An 18517-nucleotide genomic window follows, 5' to 3' on the forward strand; every position below is an offset into this window, starting at 1 on the left:
GGGCGGAGACGGCAGGGGCGTGGCTTACTCGTCGCCCGCAGGAGAAGGCGGCCAGACCCCTGCCGCCAGCACCCCCAGCGCATAGGCGCGGGCGACCAGTTCGGTCCGGTTCGCCGCGCCCTAGCGCGTGGACAGCCGCCGCAGGTGGTACGTCACCCCGTCCGGGGTGAGGCCGGTCTCGCGGGCGGCACGGGCCGTCGTGGCGCCCCCGACGACCTGCCCGCGGACGACGCGGACGACTCCAGGGCTTCGCTGCCGGCCCTCCGCGAGGCCTACCGGGCCGCGTCCCAGCTGTACGAGAAGGTGGGCGTCGGCGCGGACCTGCGGGCCGAGCAGGCCCGCGCGGAGAGCGACGAGAGCGCGGCCCGCGCCGAACTGGACCGGCTGAGCAACAAGGTCCGCACGCGCGCCGAGCAACTGCTGCAGTCACCCGACGGTTCCGACGGACCGTCCCGGCAGGCCGCCGCCGCACGCGCGGAGGAACTGGTGCAACTCCTGGAGACACGGGTGTCCACCGCGAGCGAGCAGCTCGGGCGCCTGCGCGGAGAGGCGGAGCGGCACGCGCCCGAGGACGGCGCCGCGCACACCGAACTCGCCGAGGAACTCCAGCCGCGCGACGCCGAACACGCACAGGCGCTGCTGCGTACCGCGACCTCCGAACTCGCCTCCCGCACCGAGGCCCTGGACCGCTCCCGCGAGGCGCACGCCGAACTCCTGGCCGCCCACCGGGCCGCCGAGGACGCGGCCGGAGGATTCGACGAGATCGCCGCCATGCTGCGCGACCTGCTGCGCGAACACACCCCGGACGAGGAGCAGGAGGAGTCCGAGCCCTACCCCGGCACCCCGGAGGAGGCCCGTCACACGGCCGCCGAGGCACGCCGCTCCCTGCGCGGCTGCGCCGCCGACCTGTCCGCCGCCGAGTCCGCCGTCCGCGAGGCCAGTGACATCCTCGTGCGGCACGCCAACTCCACCCGCTACGAGCAGGTGCGCACCCCCGCCCGCCAGCAGATCCGTGAGCTGCCCGCCTCCGCGCTGCCGGAGCACGCCAAGAGGTGGGCGGACGCCTTCGCACCCCGACTGCGCGTCCTGACGGACGAGTTGGAGCAGCTGGAGCGCAACAGGGATTCGATCGTGGACCGGCTGCGGGGGCTGGTGGAGTCCGCGCTCGCGACCCTCCGCTCGGCCCAGCGGCTCTCCCGCCTGCCCGAGGGACTGGGCGAATGGTCAGGCCAGGAGTTCCTGCGCATCCGCTTCGAGGAGCCCGACCAGGCCACCCTCACCGAACGGCTCGGCGAGGTCATCGACGACGCGACTCGGGCGGCCGTCAAGAAGAACTCCGACCTGCGGCGCGACGGCATGTCCCTGCTGCTGCGCGGGGTCGGCGCGGCGCTTCAGCCCAAGGGCGTCGCCGTCGAGATCCTCAAGCCGGACGCCGTGCTGCGCGCCGAGCGCGTCCCCGTCGGGCAGATGGGCGACGTGTTCTCGGGTGGTCAGCTGCTCACCGCGGCCATCGCCCTGTACTGCACGATGGCCGCACTCAGGAGCAATGACCGGGGCCGGGACAAGCACCGCCATGCCGGAACGCTGTTCCTCGACAACCCGATCGGACGCGCCAACGCGACCTATCTGCTGGAACTCCAGCGAGCCGTCTCGGACGCCCTGGGCGTGCAACTGCTCTACACCACCGGCCTGTTCGACACGACGGCACTGGCCGAGTTCCCGCTGGTGATCCGCCTGCGCAACGACGCCGATCTCAGGGCGGGCCTGAAGTACATCAGCGTCGAGGAGCACCTTCGCCCCGGTCTGCCGCAGCAGGCCACGGCCCCGGAAGGCGACGCTGCGCAGGTGCACAGCGAGATCACGGCGACGCGGATGTACAAACGGCCCGCGCCGCACGCCGGTTGACCGGCAGGCCCGACGCCGTGGCCCGGACGGGACGCAGCCGGAAGCGGGGACGCGGCCACAGCCGCGTCCCCGCGCCGACTCCGCCGATCCTGGGCCGTCTTCAGGAGTGAGAGAGCCGCCCGGCACCGCTCTGCCTGCGTATCCGCTCCTGCCCGCGCGCGGCGACCCGTGCCTGCCGACGCTCCCGCCGCCGCTCACGCCGCAGGGAACGCGCCGAGCTGCTCGGCGTCGACACCACGCCGTTGCGCTGGTTCCACACCTGTCGGGTCACCCAGACGTCCAACACGCCCCAGGTGGCCAGCACCGTGCTCACCACACTGCTGATCACCATGGGGAAGGCCAGCCAGGACCCGGCCATCGTGCACAGGAACGCGACCATGGCCTGAATCAGCGTCACGGCGATGACCAGCACCGCCCGTACGGCCGCCGTGCGCACCGGATCGGGCATCCGGCGTCGACGCGCGGGCTCCTCGACCCACAACGGCCGGTAGGCCACACGCGCCGGCCGGGCGCCGCGCTCCGCCGGGGCGGGTCTCTCCGCGGCGCGGACGCGTCCAGCCGCCGTCTGGGGCCCGTTCGCGGAAGGGCCGCGATCCGGAATCTCGGGTTCCCGCAGTGCCGTACCGCCTGTCGCCGCGCCGTCCTCGGGCGCTTCGCGCCGCTCCGCCGTGCCCATCACCGTGTCACTCCCCACCGCCAGCAGACCGCTCGCCTCCGGGTTGAAGACCCTGCTCCCCAGTGGCTGCCCGGCTTGCGCTGATTTACGCAGCCCAGGTGCGGCATACGGCTCGTGTGGCCGATTCCGCCCCCCATTCCCAATGAGTAGGACGCGTGACCTGCCCAGAAGATTCCCGCGTTGCGAAAAATTCTGGCCAACTCCGGTGCGCGGCCGATCGGATCAAGCCGACCTGCAGGGATCGGATTCGAGGAGGCAATCTCCCACAATGGCCGGACAACACACCATGTCTCGCCCTCGGTACGGAAGTTCATCTTCCGGACGGCTCTTCGAGTTATCGGCGTGTCGGTAGTAGGCTCGCGCCGTTTGTTGACGCACATGTGTACCCCCTGCCGGTGGGGGTCCGAGCAGGGGGAGGCCATGCGCTTTCGCGGGAAGTCGATCCGCCGGAAGATCGTGGCGCTGCTTCTCGTGCCGCTGGTTTCGCTGACGGCGATCTGGGGCTTCGCCACGGTGCTCACGGGACGTGAGGCGAGCCGTCTGTTCACCGTGTCGTCCCTCGTCGAGAAGGTCGGCTATCCCATCGAGGACACGGTCCGCGTCGTTCAGCAGGAACGCCGTCAGACCCTCGTCTACCTCGCCGACCCCCGCGCCGCCGACGCGCTGTCCGTCCTGCGCCGTACCCGGACCGCCACCGACGCGGCCATGGCCGAGATCCGCGGGAACGCCCGCGACCCCGACGTGCGTGACGTCCTGGACCAGGACGACAGCGAGGGCCTCACCGCGGTGCTCGACGCCTTCGCCGGCATCGACGCCCTGCGCCGCAGCGTCGAGGAACGCACCGTCACACGAGCCCAGGCCCTCGACCTCTACACCCAGCTGATCGACCCCTGTTACTCCCTGCTGGTCAAGCTGGACGTGGTCGACAGCGTCGAGATGGACAAGCAGTACCGGGCCCTCGTCGGCGTCGCCCACGCCCGTGAACTGCTCTCCCAGGAGGACGCCCTGCTGGGCTCCGCCCTGGTCGTGGGCCGGCTCGGCCGCGAGGAGATCCGCGAGGTCTCCGACCTGCAGGCCCAGCGGGAAGTGGTCTACGACATCAGCCTCGTCCAGCTGCCCACCGCGGAGCGCGAACGCTACGAGAGCTTCTGGAAGAACGCCACCACCGCCCCGCTGCGCACGGTCGAACACGCCGTCGTCGGCGCCACGCCCGGCGACCTGCCCCGCGGGGTCAGCGCCAAGAACTGGGACACCGCCGCCGGCAGCGTCCTGGACGAGCTCGGCGCCCTGGACGAGCAGGCCAACGACCGCTATCAGGACCGGGTCCGCCCGGTGGCGACCGAGGTCATCGTCAAGGCGGTCGTCGCGGGCGTCTTCGGGCTGGTCGCCCTGATCGTCTCCCTCGTGCTGTCCGTGCGCATCGGCCGGGGCCTCATCCGCGACCTGCGCCAGCTCAGGGTGGAGGCCCACGAGGCGTCCGGCGTGCGGCTGCCCAGCGTGATGCGCCGTCTGTCCGCGGGCGAGCAGGTCGACGTCGAGACCGAAGTACCGCGCCTGGAGTACGACAAGAACGAGATGGGCGAAGTGGGCCACGCCCTCAACACCCTTCAGCGCGCCGCCGTCGAGGCGGCCGTCAAACAGGCCGAACTGCGCTCCGGCGTCTCCGAGGTCTTCGTCAACCTCGCCCGTCGCAGCCAGGTGCTGCTGCACAAGCAGCTCACGCTGCTCGACACCATGGAACGCCGCACCGAGGACACCGAAGAGCTCGCCGACCTCTTCCGCCTCGACCACCTCACCACCCGCATGCGGCGGCACGCCGAAGGACTGGTGATCCTCTCGGGAGCCGCTCCCTCGCGGCAGTGGCGCAAGCCCGTGCAGCTCATGGACATCGTGCGCGCCGCCGTCGCCGAGGTCGAGGACTACGAACGCATCGAGGTACGCCGTCTGCCGCGCCTGGCCGCCACCGGCCCGGCCGTCGCCGACCTCACCCACCTGGTGGCCGAACTCCTGGAGAACGCCACGGTGTTCTCCCCGCCGCACACCGCCGTCCAGGTGTACGGCGACCGGGTGGCCAACGGCTTCACCCTCGAAATCCACGACCGGGGACTCGGCATGGCGCCCGAAGCCCTCCTGGAGGCCAATCTCCGGCTCGCCGAGACGCCGGAGTTCGAGCTGTCCGACACCGACCGCCTCGGGCTCTTCGTGGTCAGCAGGCTCGCCCAGCGGCAGAACGTGCGCGTCTCCCTGCAGCCGTCGCCGTACGGCGGGACGACCGCCGTCGTCTTCATCCCCGACGCACTGCTGACCGACGACGTCCCCGACACCAACGGCATCGGCTTCCGGCTCGACCGCCCCCGGCCCCCCAAGGAGGCCGAGCTCGCGGAGACCCGCAGGTCGGCGCTGTCGCCGGCCTCGGCGCAGCTCCCCGGAGTGCCCGCCTCGCTGTTCGACGGACCGGTCGAGCTGGAGGCGCCCGTCGGTCTGGACGCCCTCGGCGAATTCCAGGTCCCCCTGGCCGAGGACGACGACGACCAGGGTGTTCTGTTCCGTCCCCGTCGTTCCCTCACCGATCCCGACGGGGCGGGCGTCGACACCGCGGACCAGCACCGCAGGCTGTCCGCCGGGCCGGGCGAACCCGAAGGGTCCGTCGGCGACGACCCGGGCGCGCCCGTGCCGCTGCTGCCGGGGCGCCGCACGCCCAAGCTGGTCAGTTCGCACGGGCGCCCCGTCCCGGAGCAGCGCCTTCCGCGCGCGGAGACGGACCCGGACCTCCAGGCCAGGCCCGGCCCGCGCCGCATCGACGACGGCAAGCCGGCGCCTCTGCCGTCACGCCGGCGTGGCACGGCGGCCCGGATTCCCCACAGCGGCGACGCCACCGAAGGTCTCCCGGCGCAGGAGCCCGACGTCCGCGGCGGGCAGGAGCCGGCCTCGCCCGCCGCCCTTCCCCGACGCGCACGGCAGGCCGCGGGCCTGTCCGACGGCCCGGACAGCGACGCCGGTCGGCGAGCGGAAGCGGATCGGGACACCGGCTCGGGCACGGGAGCGTTGCCGCGGCGCGTGCGTCAGGCGAACCTGGCCCCGCAGTTGCGTCAGGGCCCGGCGCCGCGCGCGGAGGACCGCTCCGACCCGGCGGACCGGGACGCCGACGAGGTACGCAGCCGCATGGCCTCGCTCCAGCGCGGCTGGCAGCGCGGCCGCGTGGAGAACGCCGCGGGCGACGACGCCCACAGCGGCACAGCACCACAACGAACGACAAAGGGGGACGGTCGATGACCGCACCGAAGACGACCGGCCACACCAGCATCAACGGCGAGCTGAACTGGCTCCTCGACGAACTCGTCGGCCGGGTCGCCAGCATCCGCAAGGCCGTCGTCCTCTCCGGCGACGGTCTGCCGACGGGGGTGTCGAAGGACCTGACCCGCGAGGACGGCGAGCACCTCGCCGCCGTCGCGTCCGGCTTCCACAGCCTTGCCAAGGGCGTCGGCCGCCACTTCGAGGCCGGCAGCGTCCGCCAGACGGTCGTCGAGCTCGACGACGCGTTCCTGTTCGTCACCGCCGCCGGTGACGGCAGTTGCCTCGCCGTGCTCTCGGACGCCGACTCGGACGTGGGCCTCGTGGCGTACGAGATGACGTTGCTCGTCAAGCGGGTCGGCGTACATCTGGGCACCGCCCCGCGCACCGATCTGCCCTCGGGCGGGTAGTGGGATGGCATGAGCACAGACGGTCAGGGAACAAGTCACTGGTTCGACGACGAGGCCGGGCCGGTCGTCCGTCCGTACGCCATGACGCGCGGCCGTACCACCAGTGCGGTCCAGCATCGTCTCGACCTGATCGCGGTCGTCGTCGCGGAGCCTCACGCGGACGACGCGGAAGCGGACCCCTCGCTGTCCCCCGAGCACGTGCACATCGCGGTGCTGTGCCGGGACGCGCCGCAGTCGGTCGCCGAACTCGCCGCCGAACTCAACCTCCCCATCGGAGTGGTGCGGGTCCTGGTCGGCGACCTGGTGGACGCGCAGTTCGTTCATGTGAACCGACCGGTGCCCCCGGCCGAGCTGCCGGACGAAAGCATTCTGCGTGACGTGATCAACGGCCTCCGGGCGCTGTGAACAGCGCGGAAGCGGGTTCCGGGACGGCGGCGGCCGGCTTCCGGCGTATGCGCCGCCGTCCCGGCTCCCGGCTCGACGTGCCGCCGGTCCCGGCCACCTGACCCCCCGTCGACCGAGTCGACGGACCGGTCGACCGATCAACCGACCGACCCACCGCCCCACACCCCCCATCAAGCCATCGAGCAGGAGAAGAGATCGATGATCTTCGGGCGTTCTGAGCGCGGCAAGCCCCCGGTCGAGCCCGTCACGCTCAAGATCCTGGTGGCCGGCGGCTTCGGCGTGGGCAAGACGACCCTCGTCGGCGCCGTCAGCGAGATCAAGCCGCTGCGCACCGAGGAGTACCTCACCGAGGCCGGTCGCCCGGTGGACGACACCACCGGCGTCGAAGGCAAGCACACCACCACCGTCGCCATGGACTTCGGGCGCATCACCCTGCGCGAGGACCTGGTGCTGTACCTGTTCGGGACGCCCGGCCAGGAACGGTTCTGGTTCATGTGGGACGAGCTCTCCGAGGGCGCGCTCGGCGCCGTCGTGCTCGCCGACACCCGTCGCCTGGAGGACTGCTTCGCCGCCGTCGACTACTTCGAGCGGCGCTCCATACCGTTCCTCATCGCCGTCAACTGCTTCGAGGGATCGGCGCGTTACCCCGAGGAGGACGTGCGCGGCGCCCTCGACCTCGACGAGGACGTACCGGTCATCCTGTGCGACGCGCGCGACCGGAGGTCGGTCAGCGACGTTCTCGTCGGCGTCGTCCAGCATGCGATGGACTACGAAGCCGAGCGCCGGGAGACCGTCACCACCTAGCCACGCGGAACGGCTACGCCCGTGCCTCCGCCGCCCCGTGCACGGCCCTGGCCCCGGCCCCTCACCGCACCGCGACCACCGCCGAGCCATGGCCGAACAGCCCCTGGTTGGCCGTGACGGCCACGCGCGCGTCCGCGATCTGACGGTCGCCCGCCTGCCCCCGCAACTGCCAGGTGACCTCGCAGACCTGGGCGATGGCCTGGGCCGGCACCGCTTCCCCGAAGGAGGCCAGCCCGCCGCTCGTGTTCACCGGTATGCGGCCGCCCGGCGCGGTCGCGCCCTCCCACAGCAGTTTGGCGGCCTCGCCCTCACCGCACAGGCCCAGGTCCTCGTACCACTGCAGTTCCAGAGCGGTGGACAGGTCGTAGACCTCGGCGAGGGACAGGTCCTCGGGACCGAGACCCGCCTCCTCGTAGGCGGCGCGGGCGATCGACGCGCGGAACGGCTCGGCGCCCGGCTCGGCCCCCGTGGCGGAGTCGGTCGCGATGTCCGGCAGGTCCAGCACCGTGCGGGGGTAGCGGGGAGTCACGGTGGACACGGCCCTGATCCGCACCGGGTCCGCCGCCCCGTGCCGACGGGCGAACTCCATGCTGGACAGGACCAGCGCCGCACCGCCGTCGGAGGTCGCGCAGATGTCCAGCAGCCGCAGCGGATCGGCGACGACGGCGGAGGCGGCGACCTCCTCCGACGAGACCCGCCTGCGGTAGCGCGCGTACGGGTTCAGCGCCCCCATGGCCGCGTTCTTCACCTTCACCTGGGCGAAGTCCTCCGGGGTGTCCCCGTGCACCGCCATGCGTCTGCGCGCGTACAGCCCGAAGTACGCCGGATTGGTCGCCCCGAGCGCGCGGAACCGCAGCCAGTCCGGGTCGTCCGGCCGCTCTCCTCCCGCCGGCCGGAAGAAGCCCTTGGGAGCGGCGTCCGCCCCCACCACGAGCACCACGTCCGCCCGGCCCGCGAGGATCTGGGCCCGGGCCGTGTCGATCGCCTGTGCCCCGGACGCGCACGCCGCGTACACGCTCGTCACCCGGGCCCCCTGCCACCCGAGCGCTTTCGCGAACGTCGCCCCGGCCACATAGCCCGGATAGCCTCCGCGCACCGTGTCCGCGCCGACGATCGAATCGACGTCCCGCCAGGCCACGCGCGCGTCCGCGAGGGCCGCGCGCGCCGCCTTCACGCCGTACTCGACGAAGCCGCGCCCCCACTTGCCCCACGGATGCATGCCCGCACCCAGCACCGCCACCTCTGTCGTCATCCCGCCACCCCCGTCGGCCGCCATCGCCAGATCGTCCAGGTCGTATCCGCGTCCTCGTTGAGCACGCCCGGGACGACCTCCACCTCCATGCCCACCGCCAGGTCGGCGACGGTGATGCCGGGAACCGCCTGTCCCAGCACCACGATCCGCTCGGACTCCAGCTCCACTGCGATCAACGCGTACGGTTCCCACGGAAGTTCCGGATCCGTCACGTAGGGTGACGGAGGGCGGTACCGGCTGTCCGTGTAGGACCACACGCGTCCGCGCCGGGAGAGCGGGATCTCTTCCAGGTCGCCGCTCTGGCAGTCCGGATCACGGCAGTAGGTGTCCTCGCGGGGGAAGAAGACCGCCCGGCACGCCGAGCAACGCGTTCCGAGCAGTCTGAAGTCGTCTCCCTCCCCGCTGAACCATCCGGCGACCACAGGTGTGCGTGTAGGCGACAAGGTCCCCTCCCGGACTCACATCTGACGATGCGTCAGGAGTGTGCCACGGCGGTGGGGAAATGGGCAGGGAGCAGACATGACACGACTCTCCACCGACTGGTCCTCAAGAGCACGCTGGAGGACGTCGGTTTCGTGAACCTCGCCGAGGAATGGCGGCACTGCACCTTCACACCCGAACCCCACCCGGACGCCTGCTTCGACTTCCCCGTCTCCGCCGCGTCCCTCGCCGGACGGTGCTGAGCCGCCTCCGTGCGAAGCCTTCCCCAAGATCGGATACGCTCCGCCGCGTGTCCGAAACTCTGCACTCCACTTCGAACTCCGCGCGCGGCTCCCACTGTTCGAGCTGCGGAGCGCCCTACGGGGAGGGCGTCACAGGCTGGCCCCGCACCTGCCGGGTCTGCTCCACCGTGGTCTACCGCAACCCCCTGCCGGTGGCCGTCGCGCTCCAGCCCGTGTACGACGCGAAGGGCACCGCCCTGGTCGTCATCACCCGAACCATCGCCCCCGCGCGCGGGGGCATCGCCCTGCCCGGCGGCTTCATCGACGACCGTGAGGACTGGCGGCAGTCCGTCGTCCGCGAGCTCAGGGAGGAGACCGGCATCGAGGCGGCGTCCCGCGACGTGCGCCTCGCCGACGCCATGAGCTCGCCCGACGGTCACCTGCTGCTGTTCGGCCTCCTCCCGGAGCGCCCCGCCGACCGACTGCCGACGTCCGCGGCCACCGACGAGACCGAGGGCTGGCACCTGCTGCACCGACCGGAGGAACTCGCCTTCCCGCTCCACACCATCGCGGTGCGGGCGTTCTTCGAGGGCCGCTACATCTGACGTCACCGCTCGCCGAGCCCGCGTACGCGGACCGGGTGGGACGGCACCTGCACGCCGTCCTCACCCTCCCGCTCCACGACGACCCCCAGGCCCTCCCAGCGGCTGACGTACCGCTCGATCTCCGGCTCCTCCTCGCCCCCGCCCGCGTCCCGCACCACCAGGCCCCCGCCCGTCCGCCCCGGGACCGGCGCCCACGCCTCCAGTTCCAGCCCGCCGTACTCGCCCCGCACCGGGAGCACGGCGCCCGCGCGCGCGAGCACCGGAATACGCGACGACGGGGCGTCCACGAGCACCTGCCCCGGCCCCTCGTACGCCCGGCCCGTCGCCGTGTCGTACCAGCGCCCCCGCGGAAGCCGCACCGTACGCCGGTCGGCGCCCGGCTCCAGCACGGGCGCCACCAGCAGACAGTCGCCCAGCAGGAACGCGTCCTCGCAGTCCCGCAACGCCCGGTCCCGAGGCGAACCCCACCACACGGGACGCACATACGGAGCGCCGGTACGGCTCGCCAGATGCGCCAACGTCACGAAATACGGCATCAGCCGCCGACGCTCCACGAGCGCCCCACGCGCGTGCTCCAGTACCTCGGTCCCGAACTCCCACGGCTCACGCCCGCCCCCGCGCCCACTCGCGTGCGTGCGGAACAGCGGCAGATAGGCCCCCAACTGCAGTCGGCGCAGATACAGCTCGGGCGACGCACCGCCGTCGGAACCGCCCACGTCCGGCCCCGAGCACGGCACCCCGCACAGCCCGAGGCCCAGCACCAGGGACAACGACGCCCGCAGTCCCGGCCAGCCGGTGCCGACCTCCCCGGACCAGGCTCCTCCGTAGCGCTGCAGACCCGCCCAGCCGGACCGGGAGACGACGAACGGACGCTGCTCCGGGTCCAGTCTCCGCAGACCCTCGTACGCCGCCCGGGCCATGCACAACCCGTACACGTTGTGCGCCTCGCGATGATCGCCTCCGCGCCCCTCCAGGGAGTGCCGCGCCGACCTCGGCAACGTCGACTCCCCGAAGGCGGCGAACGATGTCGGCTCGTCCCTGTCGTGCCAGAAGCCGGCGAAGCCCTGCTCGATCCGCTCGGCATGCAGACCACCCCACCACCGCCGCACACGCGCGTCCGTGAAATCCGGGAACACCGTCTCCCCGGGTCGCCCCACGCCCTCGACGAGCCGCCCCGACGCGTCCCGCACGAACGCGTCTCCGGCGACCCCGCCGTCGTACACGGCGCTGCCCGGCGCGGCCTTGACCGCCGGGTCCACGACCGACACCAGACGTATCCCGTCCCGCCGCAGCTCCTCCGCCAGCACCGGCAGTTTCGGGAAACGCTCCTGGTCGACGGTGAAGACCTGATGGTCGGCGTAGTGGTCGACGTCCAGGTGAACCGCGTCCAGGGGCAGACCGTGTTCCTGATAGCCCGCGACGATCCGGCGGACCTCCTGCTCGCCGTCGAAGCCCCGCCGCACATGATGGTGACCGAGCGCCCACGCGGGAGGCACCGCCGGCGCCCCGGTGAGCGAGGCCCAGGCGAGGAGCACGCGCGCGGGAGTGCCCACGATCACCCAGCGCCGCAACGGCCCACCGTCCATCCGCACCTCACACGCCCCCGGCCGGTCGTGCCCGGAGCCCGCCCCCTCCTCGCCCTCCCGCAGCACGACCGTCCCGTCCCAGGACGTGTCGTGGAACGCCAGATGCGTCCCCGCGTCGGCCACCACCAACTGCACCGGCATCGTCAGATGCAGCGGATCGTCCCCAGCGCCGAACGCCTGCCCGGGATCGGTGTTCCACAGCCGGTACGCCCCGTCGCGCAGCCGCGGCCCCGACGCCCGGCCGCCGAGGCCGAAGAACCGCGCGTCCGCCGCGACCTCCGAGCGCTGCATCCACCGCGCCGCGCCGCCCTCCTGCCGCTCCCACCACCGGGGCGGCAGATCGCGTCGCAGCACGACTCCTCCCGGCGTGCACACCTCGACGGCGCCGTGCCGCGAGACCACGACCGTCACCCGCTCCGCCACCACCCGCCAGCCGCCCTCCTTGTCCGGCTCCAGCACCGCGCGCGGGTCCGGCTCGGGACACGGGCCGGCCAGCGCGTACGACGGCTCCGGTTCCGCCCCGTCCCAACCCAGGAACACGGCCCCGTTCACGGCGACGCGGATCCGCAGCTCCGAACGGCCGAACCGCAGCGTCCCCCCACCGGGACCCGGCAGCGCCTCCTGCACCGGGCCGGGCACCCGCGCGCGCTCGGGCCCCCGAGCCGGCAGCCCCGCCGCGTCGGCCCGCCTCCTGCGCCACGACGCCCGCACGGTGCGCAACCCCTGGGCAGCTCCCGCGGAACCGACCGCCTTCATCGAACGCACCAGGTCACGACCGCTCATGCTGCTCACCCTGTCACTGACCGCGTCACGCGCGCGGGTCGTTCAACTGCCGTTCACCTGTGGTGGGAGCACATCTTCACGACACGGACTGTGGGGCGCCCACCCTGGTGCAGAAGTCGATCACATGGCATCGTCCGTGTCAGCCGCGTCACGCGCACCACCCCCTGCTCGTGCGCGGGCGACGCACACGACGCGCACAAGCCGGGAGCCGCTTCATGCCCACCGTGAACCCCGAGCCGCTCTGGCGGCCAGATCCGCAGCGAACGGCGCAGGCCCAGGTCACCAAATTCCAGACCTGGGCGGCCAGACACCACGGAGCCCCCGCCGAAGGCGGATATCCGGCGCTGCACCGCTGGTCCGTCGACGAGCTGGAGACGTTCTGGGAAGCCGTCACACAGTGGTTCGACGTACGGTTCTCGACGCCGTACACGCGCGTGCTGGGCGACCGCACCATGCCCGGTGCCGAGTGGTTCCCCGGCGGGACGCTGAACTACGCCGAGCACGCGCTGCGGGCGGCCGCCACCCGACCGGGCGAACCGGCCCTGCTCCACGTCGACGAGATCCACGAACCGAGCCCGGTGACCTGGTCCGAGCTGCGCCGCCAGGTGGGCTCACTGGCCGGCGAACTGCGCGCGCTCGGCGTCCGCCCCGGCGACCGGGTCAGCGGATACCTCCCGAACATCCCGGAGGCGGTCGTCGCCCTCCTCGCCACGGCCGCCGTCGGCGGCGTGTGGACCTCCTGCGCTCCCGACTTCGGCGCCCGCAGCGTCCTCGACCGGTTCCAGCAGGTCGAACCCGTCGTCCTGTTCGCCGTCGACGGCTACCGCTACGGCGGCAAGGCACACGACCGCCGCGCCGTCGTCGCCGAACTCCGCGCCGAACTTCCCACCCTGCGCGCCGTGGTCCACATCCCCCTTCTCGGCGCCGAACCGCCCGAGGGAGCTCTGCAGTGGTCGGCCCTGACGGCCGCGGACGAGGAACCCGTCTTCGAACAGGTCCCCTTCGACCACCCCCTCTGGGTGCTCTACTCCTCCGGCACGACCGGCCTGCCCAAGGCCATCGTCCAGTCGCAGGGCGGCATCCTCGTCGAACACCTCAAGCAGCTCGGCCTGCACTGCGACCTCGGGCCCGGGGACCGCTTCTTCTGGTACACCTCGACCGGCTGGATGATGTGGAACTTCCTCGTCTCCGGCCTGCTCACGGGAACGACGATCGTCCTTTACGACGGCAGCCCCGGCCACCCCGACACCGGCGCCCAGTGGCGCGTCGCCGAACGCACCGGCACCACCCTGTACGGCACCTCGGCGGCGTACGTGATGGCCTGCCGCAAGGCGGAGGTGCACCCGTCCCGCGACTTCGACCTCTCCAAGGTCCGGTGCGTCGCCACCACGGGATCCCCCCTGCCGCCCGACGGCTTCCGCTGGCTGCACGACGAGGTCCGCGCCGACCTGTGGATCGCCTCGGTCAGCGGCGGCACGGACGTGTGCTCCTGCTTCGCCGGAGCCGTCCCCACCCTCCCGGTGTACACCGGCGAACTCCAGTCGCCCGGCCTCGGCACCGATCTGCAGTCCTGGGACCCCGACGGCCACCCCCTGACCGACGAGGTCGGCGAGCTCGTCGTCACCAACCCCATGCCCTCGATGCCGGTCCGCTTCTGGAACGACCCCGACGGCAGCCGCTACCACGACAGCTACTTCGACACCTACCCCGGCGTATGGCGGCACGGTGACTGGATCACCGTCACCTCGCGCGGCTCCGTCGTCATCCACGGCCGATCGGACTCCACGCTCAACCGCCAAGGCGTGCGCATGGGCTCGGCGGACATCTACGAGGTCGTCGAGCGACTCCCCGAGATCAAGGAATCCCTGGTCATCGGCATCGAGCAGCCCGACGGCGGGTACTGGATGCCGCTTTTCGTGCACCTCGCCCCCGGAGCGGTCCTCGACGAGGCGCTCCTGGACCGCATCAAACAGGCCATCCGCCGAGAGCTCTCCCCGCGCCACGTCCCGGACGAGGTCATCGAGGTGCCCGGAGTCCCGCACACCCTCACCGGAAAGCGCATCGAGGTCCCGGTCAAGCGCCTCCTCCAGGGCACCCCACTGGAGAAGGCCGTCAACCCCGGTGCCGTCGACGACCTCGGCCTGCTGCACTTCTACGAGGACCTCGCCCGCAAGCGATCCTGAGGCCCCCGGCCGGGCCACCCGCTGAGCGCCGCAGATGGTCCGGGCCCTCGCCGAACAGAACGGCGGAGGCCCGGCCATCGGTACCCACCCGTGTGACCAGCGGTTTCCGTACGGCAAAGGTCAGCAGTCGGCACCTCCGCCCCTCACTGTCAGTGCTGTCGATTACCGTGAGTGAGCATTGATCGATGTGCACACCAGGGGGAAAACGTGGCAGACACCGACCAGCAGACCATGCGGCACGTCCTGCGCCGTGAGATCGCCGGCACCATCGGCGTCCTCAGCGACGAACACGACTTCCGCGCCATGCGGCGCTACCGCACCTTCACGTTCGACGATCACGCCACCTACCTCCAGCAGGTCGAGAGCCTGCTCAGGACGCGCGCCCGGCAAGGCAGCCACACCACGCTGGCCCTCTTCGACCCGCACGAATACGCCGCCTACTGCACCGCCAAGGGCCTCGACGCCGACGACCCGGCCAACCGCACCCGCTTCACGGCCGAACTCGCGACCACCGGCCCCACCGTCCTCTACGAGGGCCAGCCCCTGACCGACCTCCTGCCCGCCCTCGTCGACGAGGCCGTCCGACAGGCCGCCTGGGAATACGCGGCCAGCTTGCTCGCCCGTCTCGGAGCCTGCGCCACCTGCGGCGAGGACATCGGCCGCGCCGCCTTCACCCGCGCCTCGGACCTCCTCACCCGCATCCTCGACACCGCGCCACGCGGCGACCGGCACCTCGTCTGCAGCGTCACCGGCACACCCGAAACGCTCGTCGCAGTCCTCCACGCCGACGACGAAGCCGACGTCACCGGTCCGCTGCTCGACGACGCCGAGGCCCTGGAGTTCACCACCGTCCTCGCCCTCGGGCTCGCCACCCAGAGCCGGGGCGGACTGGTCATGCGCACCAGCGCTCCGGGCGTCTGCGACCAGATCTACGGGTGGCGCCTGCGCGGCGACGGCCTGGAACCCCTGACTGCCGGGGAGGTCTTCGACGCCTACTGCACCGACATCGAATCCGGCGAACTCATCTCACCCGAGTCGGGCGTCGACTACTGCTTCCCACCGGATCTCGGTCCCCGAGGGCGGCCCTCGGGCCACGCCCACTGATCGACAGAGCAACACCCGCCTACGCCAGGGGCGCCCCACCCGAAGGCGGAGCGCCCCTGCATCACAGCCCGGCCGCCGACCGGCTCCGGCTACTCCCCGGACAGCACGGCCTGCGCCGCGCCGCGCGCTTCATCCGCACTGTCGCAGGCACGGGCGGCGGCCGCCGCCCGCTCGCACTGAGCCAGCGTGTACTTCGCCAGCGCCCCGCGCACATACGGAATCGACGCCGACCCCATGGAAAGAGAGGTGACCCCCAGACCCGTCAGCACACACGCGAGCAGGGGATCGGCGGCGGCCTCGCCGCACACACCGCAGCTCTTGCCCTCGGCCTTGGCCGCCTCGGCGGACAGGGCGACGAGGTCGAGCAGCGCGGGCTGCCACGGATCCTGCAGACGCGATACCGCACCCACCTGCCGGTCCGCCGCGAACGTGTACTGCGCGAGGTCGTTCGTGCCGAGAGACAGGAACTCCACCTCCTGCAGGATCGAACGCGCGCGCAGAGCCGCCGACGGAATCTCGACCATCGCACCGAACTTCGCCCGTAGCCCCGCCTCGCGGCACGCGTCCGCGAAGGCCTTGGCGTCGGTTCGGTCCGCCACCATGGGCGCCATCACCTCGAGGTAGACGGGCAGTCCCTCGGCAGCCTTCGCCAGCGCCGTCAGCTGCGTCCGCAGCACGTCGGGATGGTCCAGGAGCGTCCGAAGGCCCCGCACGCCCAGCGCGGGGTTGGGCTCGTCGGCCGGGGTCAGGAAGTCCAGCGGCTTGTCCGCCCCCGCATCCAGCACCCGTACGACGACGCGCCCCTCCGGGAACGCCTCCAGCACCTGCCGGTAGGCCTCGACCTGCTTCTCCTCGGACGGCGCGTTCTTGCTGTCGTCGAGGAAGAGGAATTCGGTGCGGAAGAGCCCGACGCCTTCCGCCCCGGCGTCCAGGGCAGCCGCCAGGTCAGCCGGGCCACCGACGTTCGCCAGCAGCGGCACCTTGTGGCCGTCGGCGGTGGCGCCCGGACCGGTCGAGGCGGCCAGCGCAGCCCTGCGCTCGGCGGCCGCCGCTTCGAGCTGCGCCTTCTTCTCGTCGCTCGGGTTCACGAAGACATCGCCGGTGCTGCCGTCGACGGCGATCACCGTGCCCTCCGCGAGCTCGCCGGCCCCCGGCAGAGCCACGACGGCCGGCACGCCGAGAGCGCGGGCGAGGATCGCACTGTGACTCGTCGGCCCGCCCTCCTCGGTCACGAAACCGAGCACCAGGGTCGGGTCGAGCAGCGCGGTGTCAGCGGGGGCCAGGTCCCGGGCGACCAGGACGTACGGCTCGTCGCTGTCCGGCACCCCCGGCATCGGGACGCCCAGCAGACGGGCGACGATGCGGTTCCGCACATCGTCGAGGTCGGCCACCCGACCCGCCAGGTACTCACCGGCGCCGGCCAGCAACTCGCGATAGGCGGCGAAGGCGTCGTACACCGCACGCTCGGCCGTGCTGCCGACGGCGATACGCCGGTCCACGTCGACCATCAGCTCGGGGTCCTGAGCCATCATGGCCTGCGCCTCGAGCACTGCCTGGGCTTCGCCCCCCGCCAGATTGCCGCGCGCCATCAGGTCGGCCGCCACAGCCTCCACGGCTTTGCGGGCGCGCCCCTGCTCGCGCTCCGCGTCCTGGGCCGGGTTCTGCTTGGCGGGCGGCTCGAGCACCGCCGTCCCCATGTGCCGAACCTCGCCTATCGCCACACCGTGGCTCACGCCGACGCCTCGCAGCGTTGTCACCATCTCACCCGTCTCCCATTGTGCGGCGGGTCCTGCCGCCGCGGTGGTTGTCCTGTGTGCCGTCGATCCGGGACGGCGGCGGCGTCACTGCCAGGAAAACAGAGTGTCGCCGGCCTTCACATCGCCGTCGTCACGGAGATCGCCGAGTGCGTCGGCCGTGGCCTCCAGAGCGACGATCGGGCACACAGGGGACTTGCCGGCCGCTTCCACCGCGCTCGGGTCCCATCGCACGATGCCCTGCCCGCGCGTGACGGTGTCCCCCTTGTTCACGAGGAGCTCGAAGCCCTCACCGTTGAGCTGCACGGTGTCGATCCCGAGATGGGTGAGCACGCCGTGGCCCTCGGAGTCGACGACGACGAAAGCGTGGGGGTGGAGGGAGACGATGACTCCGTCCACCGGCGCGATGGCCTCGGAGGGTTCGCGCACCGGGTCGATCGCCGTGCCCGGACCGACCATGGCTCCGGAGAAGACCGGATCCGGCACCGCTGCCAGTCCGATGGCGCGTCCTGCAAGCGGGGACGTCACGGTGGTCATGGGAAACCTCCCAGGGGTGGAGATGTATATGGGCCGTTACTGCCTGTCCAGGACGGCGCACTGTGCAGCAGGGTATGTCACATGAAGTACCGGTTCCGCACGAGAACAACCGACCGTGGTCTAGACCACACCCTAGTCGATTTGCAGCGGCTCTGCGGCCCCGTGTACAGTCGTACTCCTGCTCAGGGCGAGCGACGCGATCAAACGCGCTCGTCGAGCGGCACCCAAACTTGTCAGATCCTATCTCTGGATCATCTTCTGCATGTCTGCGGAAAGGTGGTCGGAGGGCCGGAAAAACCCTGATAGAGTTTGAAACGCAAGAACGAAGGGAAGCGCCCGGAGGAAAGCCCGAGAAGTTCGGGTGAGTACAAAGGAAGCGTCCGTTCCTTGAGAACTCAACAGCGTGCCAAAAATCAACGCCAGATATGTTGATACCCCGTCCCCGGCCGTGAAAGCCGAGGATGAGGTTCCTTTGAAGTAAACACAGCGAGGACGCTGTGAACGGCCGGGCTTATTCCGCCTGGCTGTTCCGCTCTCGTGTGTGCGATCCCGATTACGGG

The 18517-nt window shown here is 71.7% G+C and carries 13 protein-coding genes and 2 pseudogenes; 9 read left to right on the forward strand and 6 right to left on the reverse strand.

Annotated elements, in window-relative coordinates; translation table 11 throughout:
- Positions 1 to 1905 (forward strand): annotated as a pseudogene (locus BG482_RS38800) (hypothetical protein); the annotation flags it as partial.
- A gap of 100 nt (positions 1906 to 2005) precedes the next feature.
- Here the strand turns inward: BG482_RS38800 and BG482_RS38805 are convergent.
- Entirely contained in the window at positions 2006 to 2581 is a 576-nt protein-coding gene (locus tag BG482_RS38805) for a hypothetical protein (protein ID WP_069773924.1), read from the reverse strand.
- A 420-nt stretch (positions 2582 to 3001) separates the two neighbouring features.
- Between BG482_RS38805 and BG482_RS38810 the strand changes: the two genes are divergently transcribed.
- From BG482_RS38810 to BG482_RS38825, 4 genes are all read left to right on the forward strand, one after another.
- A complete protein-coding gene (locus BG482_RS38810; RefSeq protein WP_069773925.1) occupies positions 3002 to 5854 on the forward strand; it encodes a nitrate- and nitrite sensing domain-containing protein in 2853 nt (950 codons plus the stop codon).
- A complete protein-coding gene (locus BG482_RS38815) occupies positions 5851 to 6282 on the forward strand; it encodes a roadblock/LC7 domain-containing protein (RefSeq protein WP_069773926.1) in 432 nt (143 codons plus the stop codon). Before BG482_RS38810 ends, BG482_RS38815 begins: the two co-directional genes overlap by 4 nt.
- Before the next feature lie 9 nt (positions 6283 to 6291).
- Positions 6292 to 6687: a DUF742 domain-containing protein gene (locus tag BG482_RS38820; RefSeq protein WP_069773927.1), complete on the forward strand. Its 396-nt coding sequence runs from the start codon at positions 6292 to 6294 to the stop codon at positions 6685 to 6687.
- 198 nt (positions 6688 to 6885) lie between these two features.
- Positions 6886 to 7491, forward strand: a complete 606-nt coding sequence (locus BG482_RS38825) for an ATP/GTP-binding protein (RefSeq protein WP_069773928.1) — start codon at positions 6886 to 6888, stop codon at positions 7489 to 7491.
- A gap of 61 nt (positions 7492 to 7552) precedes the next feature.
- On the opposite strand, the gene BG482_RS38830 is transcribed toward BG482_RS38825, so the two are convergent.
- Entirely contained in the window at positions 7553 to 8743 is a 1191-nt protein-coding gene (locus BG482_RS38830; RefSeq protein WP_069773937.1) for a lipid-transfer protein, read from the reverse strand.
- A complete protein-coding gene (locus BG482_RS38835) occupies positions 8740 to 9165 on the reverse strand; it encodes a Zn-ribbon domain-containing OB-fold protein (protein WP_069773929.1) in 426 nt (141 codons plus the stop codon). Before BG482_RS38835 ends, BG482_RS38830 begins: the two co-directional genes overlap by 4 nt.
- Positions 9166 to 9279: 114 nt before the next feature.
- Here BG482_RS38835 and BG482_RS38840 point away from each other — a divergent pair.
- Both BG482_RS38840 and BG482_RS38845 read left to right on the forward strand, forming a co-directional pair.
- Positions 9280 to 9426 (forward strand): annotated as a pseudogene (locus tag BG482_RS38840) (D-alanyl-D-alanine dipeptidase); the annotation flags it as partial.
- Positions 9427 to 9473: 47 nt separating this feature from the next.
- A complete protein-coding gene (locus BG482_RS38845) occupies positions 9474 to 10010 on the forward strand; it encodes an NUDIX domain-containing protein (RefSeq protein ID WP_069773931.1) in 537 nt (178 codons plus the stop codon).
- Positions 10011 to 10012: 2 nt separating this feature from the next.
- Here BG482_RS38845 and BG482_RS38850 read toward each other — a convergent pair whose 3' ends face one another.
- Positions 10013 to 12379: a glycoside hydrolase family 31 protein gene (locus BG482_RS38850; protein WP_069773932.1), complete on the reverse strand. Its 2367-nt coding sequence runs from the start codon at positions 12377 to 12379 to the stop codon at positions 10013 to 10015.
- A 215-nt stretch (positions 12380 to 12594) separates the two neighbouring features.
- On the opposite strand from BG482_RS38850, the gene BG482_RS38855 reads away from it, so the two are divergent.
- Positions 12595 to 14562, forward strand: a complete 1968-nt coding sequence (locus BG482_RS38855; RefSeq protein ID WP_069773933.1) for an acetoacetate--CoA ligase — start codon at positions 12595 to 12597, stop codon at positions 14560 to 14562.
- Positions 14563 to 14769: 207 nt separating this feature from the next.
- Entirely contained in the window at positions 14770 to 15666 is an 897-nt protein-coding gene (locus BG482_RS38860; RefSeq protein WP_069773934.1) for a hypothetical protein, read from the forward strand.
- A gap of 89 nt (positions 15667 to 15755) precedes the next feature.
- Here the strand turns inward: BG482_RS38860 and ptsP are convergent, their stop codons facing one another.
- Together ptsP and BG482_RS38870 are read right to left on the reverse strand one after the other, a co-directional pair.
- Positions 15756 to 17426, reverse strand: a complete 1671-nt coding sequence (ptsP, locus tag BG482_RS38865) for a phosphoenolpyruvate--protein phosphotransferase (RefSeq protein ID WP_069773935.1) — start codon at positions 17424 to 17426, stop codon at positions 15756 to 15758.
- Positions 17427 to 17507: 81 nt separating this feature from the next.
- Complete coding sequence (locus BG482_RS38870) at positions 17508 to 17957, reverse strand: PTS glucose transporter subunit IIA (protein ID WP_069773936.1); 450 nt, start codon at positions 17955 to 17957, stop codon at positions 17508 to 17510.
- Between the last annotated feature and the right edge of the window lie 560 nt (positions 17958 to 18517).

Source organism: Streptomyces sp. LUP30 (assembly GCF_001746365.1).
Lineage (GTDB): Bacteria > Actinomycetota > Actinomycetes > Streptomycetales > Streptomycetaceae > Streptomyces.

Coding starts and splice junctions, on each gene's coding strand:
- BG482_RS38825 (WP_069773928.1), top strand. CDS start 6,886: ATGATCTTCGGGCGTTCTGAGCGCGGCAAGCCCCCGGTCGAGCCCGTC.
- BG482_RS38830 (WP_069773937.1), bottom strand. CDS start 8,743: ATGACGACAGAGGTGGCGGTGCTGGGTGCGGGCATGCATCCGTGGGGC.
- BG482_RS38810 (WP_069773925.1), top strand. CDS start 3,002: ATGCGCTTTCGCGGGAAGTCGATCCGCCGGAAGATCGTGGCGCTGCTT.
- BG482_RS38820 (WP_069773927.1), top strand. CDS start 6,292: ATGAGCACAGACGGTCAGGGAACAAGTCACTGGTTCGACGACGAGGCC.
- BG482_RS38855 (WP_069773933.1), top strand. CDS start 12,595: ATGCCCACCGTGAACCCCGAGCCGCTCTGGCGGCCAGATCCGCAGCGA.
- BG482_RS38815 (WP_069773926.1), top strand. CDS start 5,851: ATGACCGCACCGAAGACGACCGGCCACACCAGCATCAACGGCGAGCTG.
- BG482_RS38870 (WP_069773936.1), bottom strand. CDS start 17,957: ATGACCACCGTGACGTCCCCGCTTGCAGGACGCGCCATCGGACTGGCA.
- BG482_RS38850 (WP_069773932.1), bottom strand. CDS start 12,379: ATGAGCGGTCGTGACCTGGTGCGTTCGATGAAGGCGGTCGGTTCCGCG.
- BG482_RS38805 (WP_069773924.1), bottom strand. CDS start 2,581: ATGGGCACGGCGGAGCGGCGCGAAGCGCCCGAGGACGGCGCGGCGACA.
- ptsP (WP_069773935.1), bottom strand. CDS start 17,426: ATGGTGACAACGCTGCGAGGCGTCGGCGTGAGCCACGGTGTGGCGATA.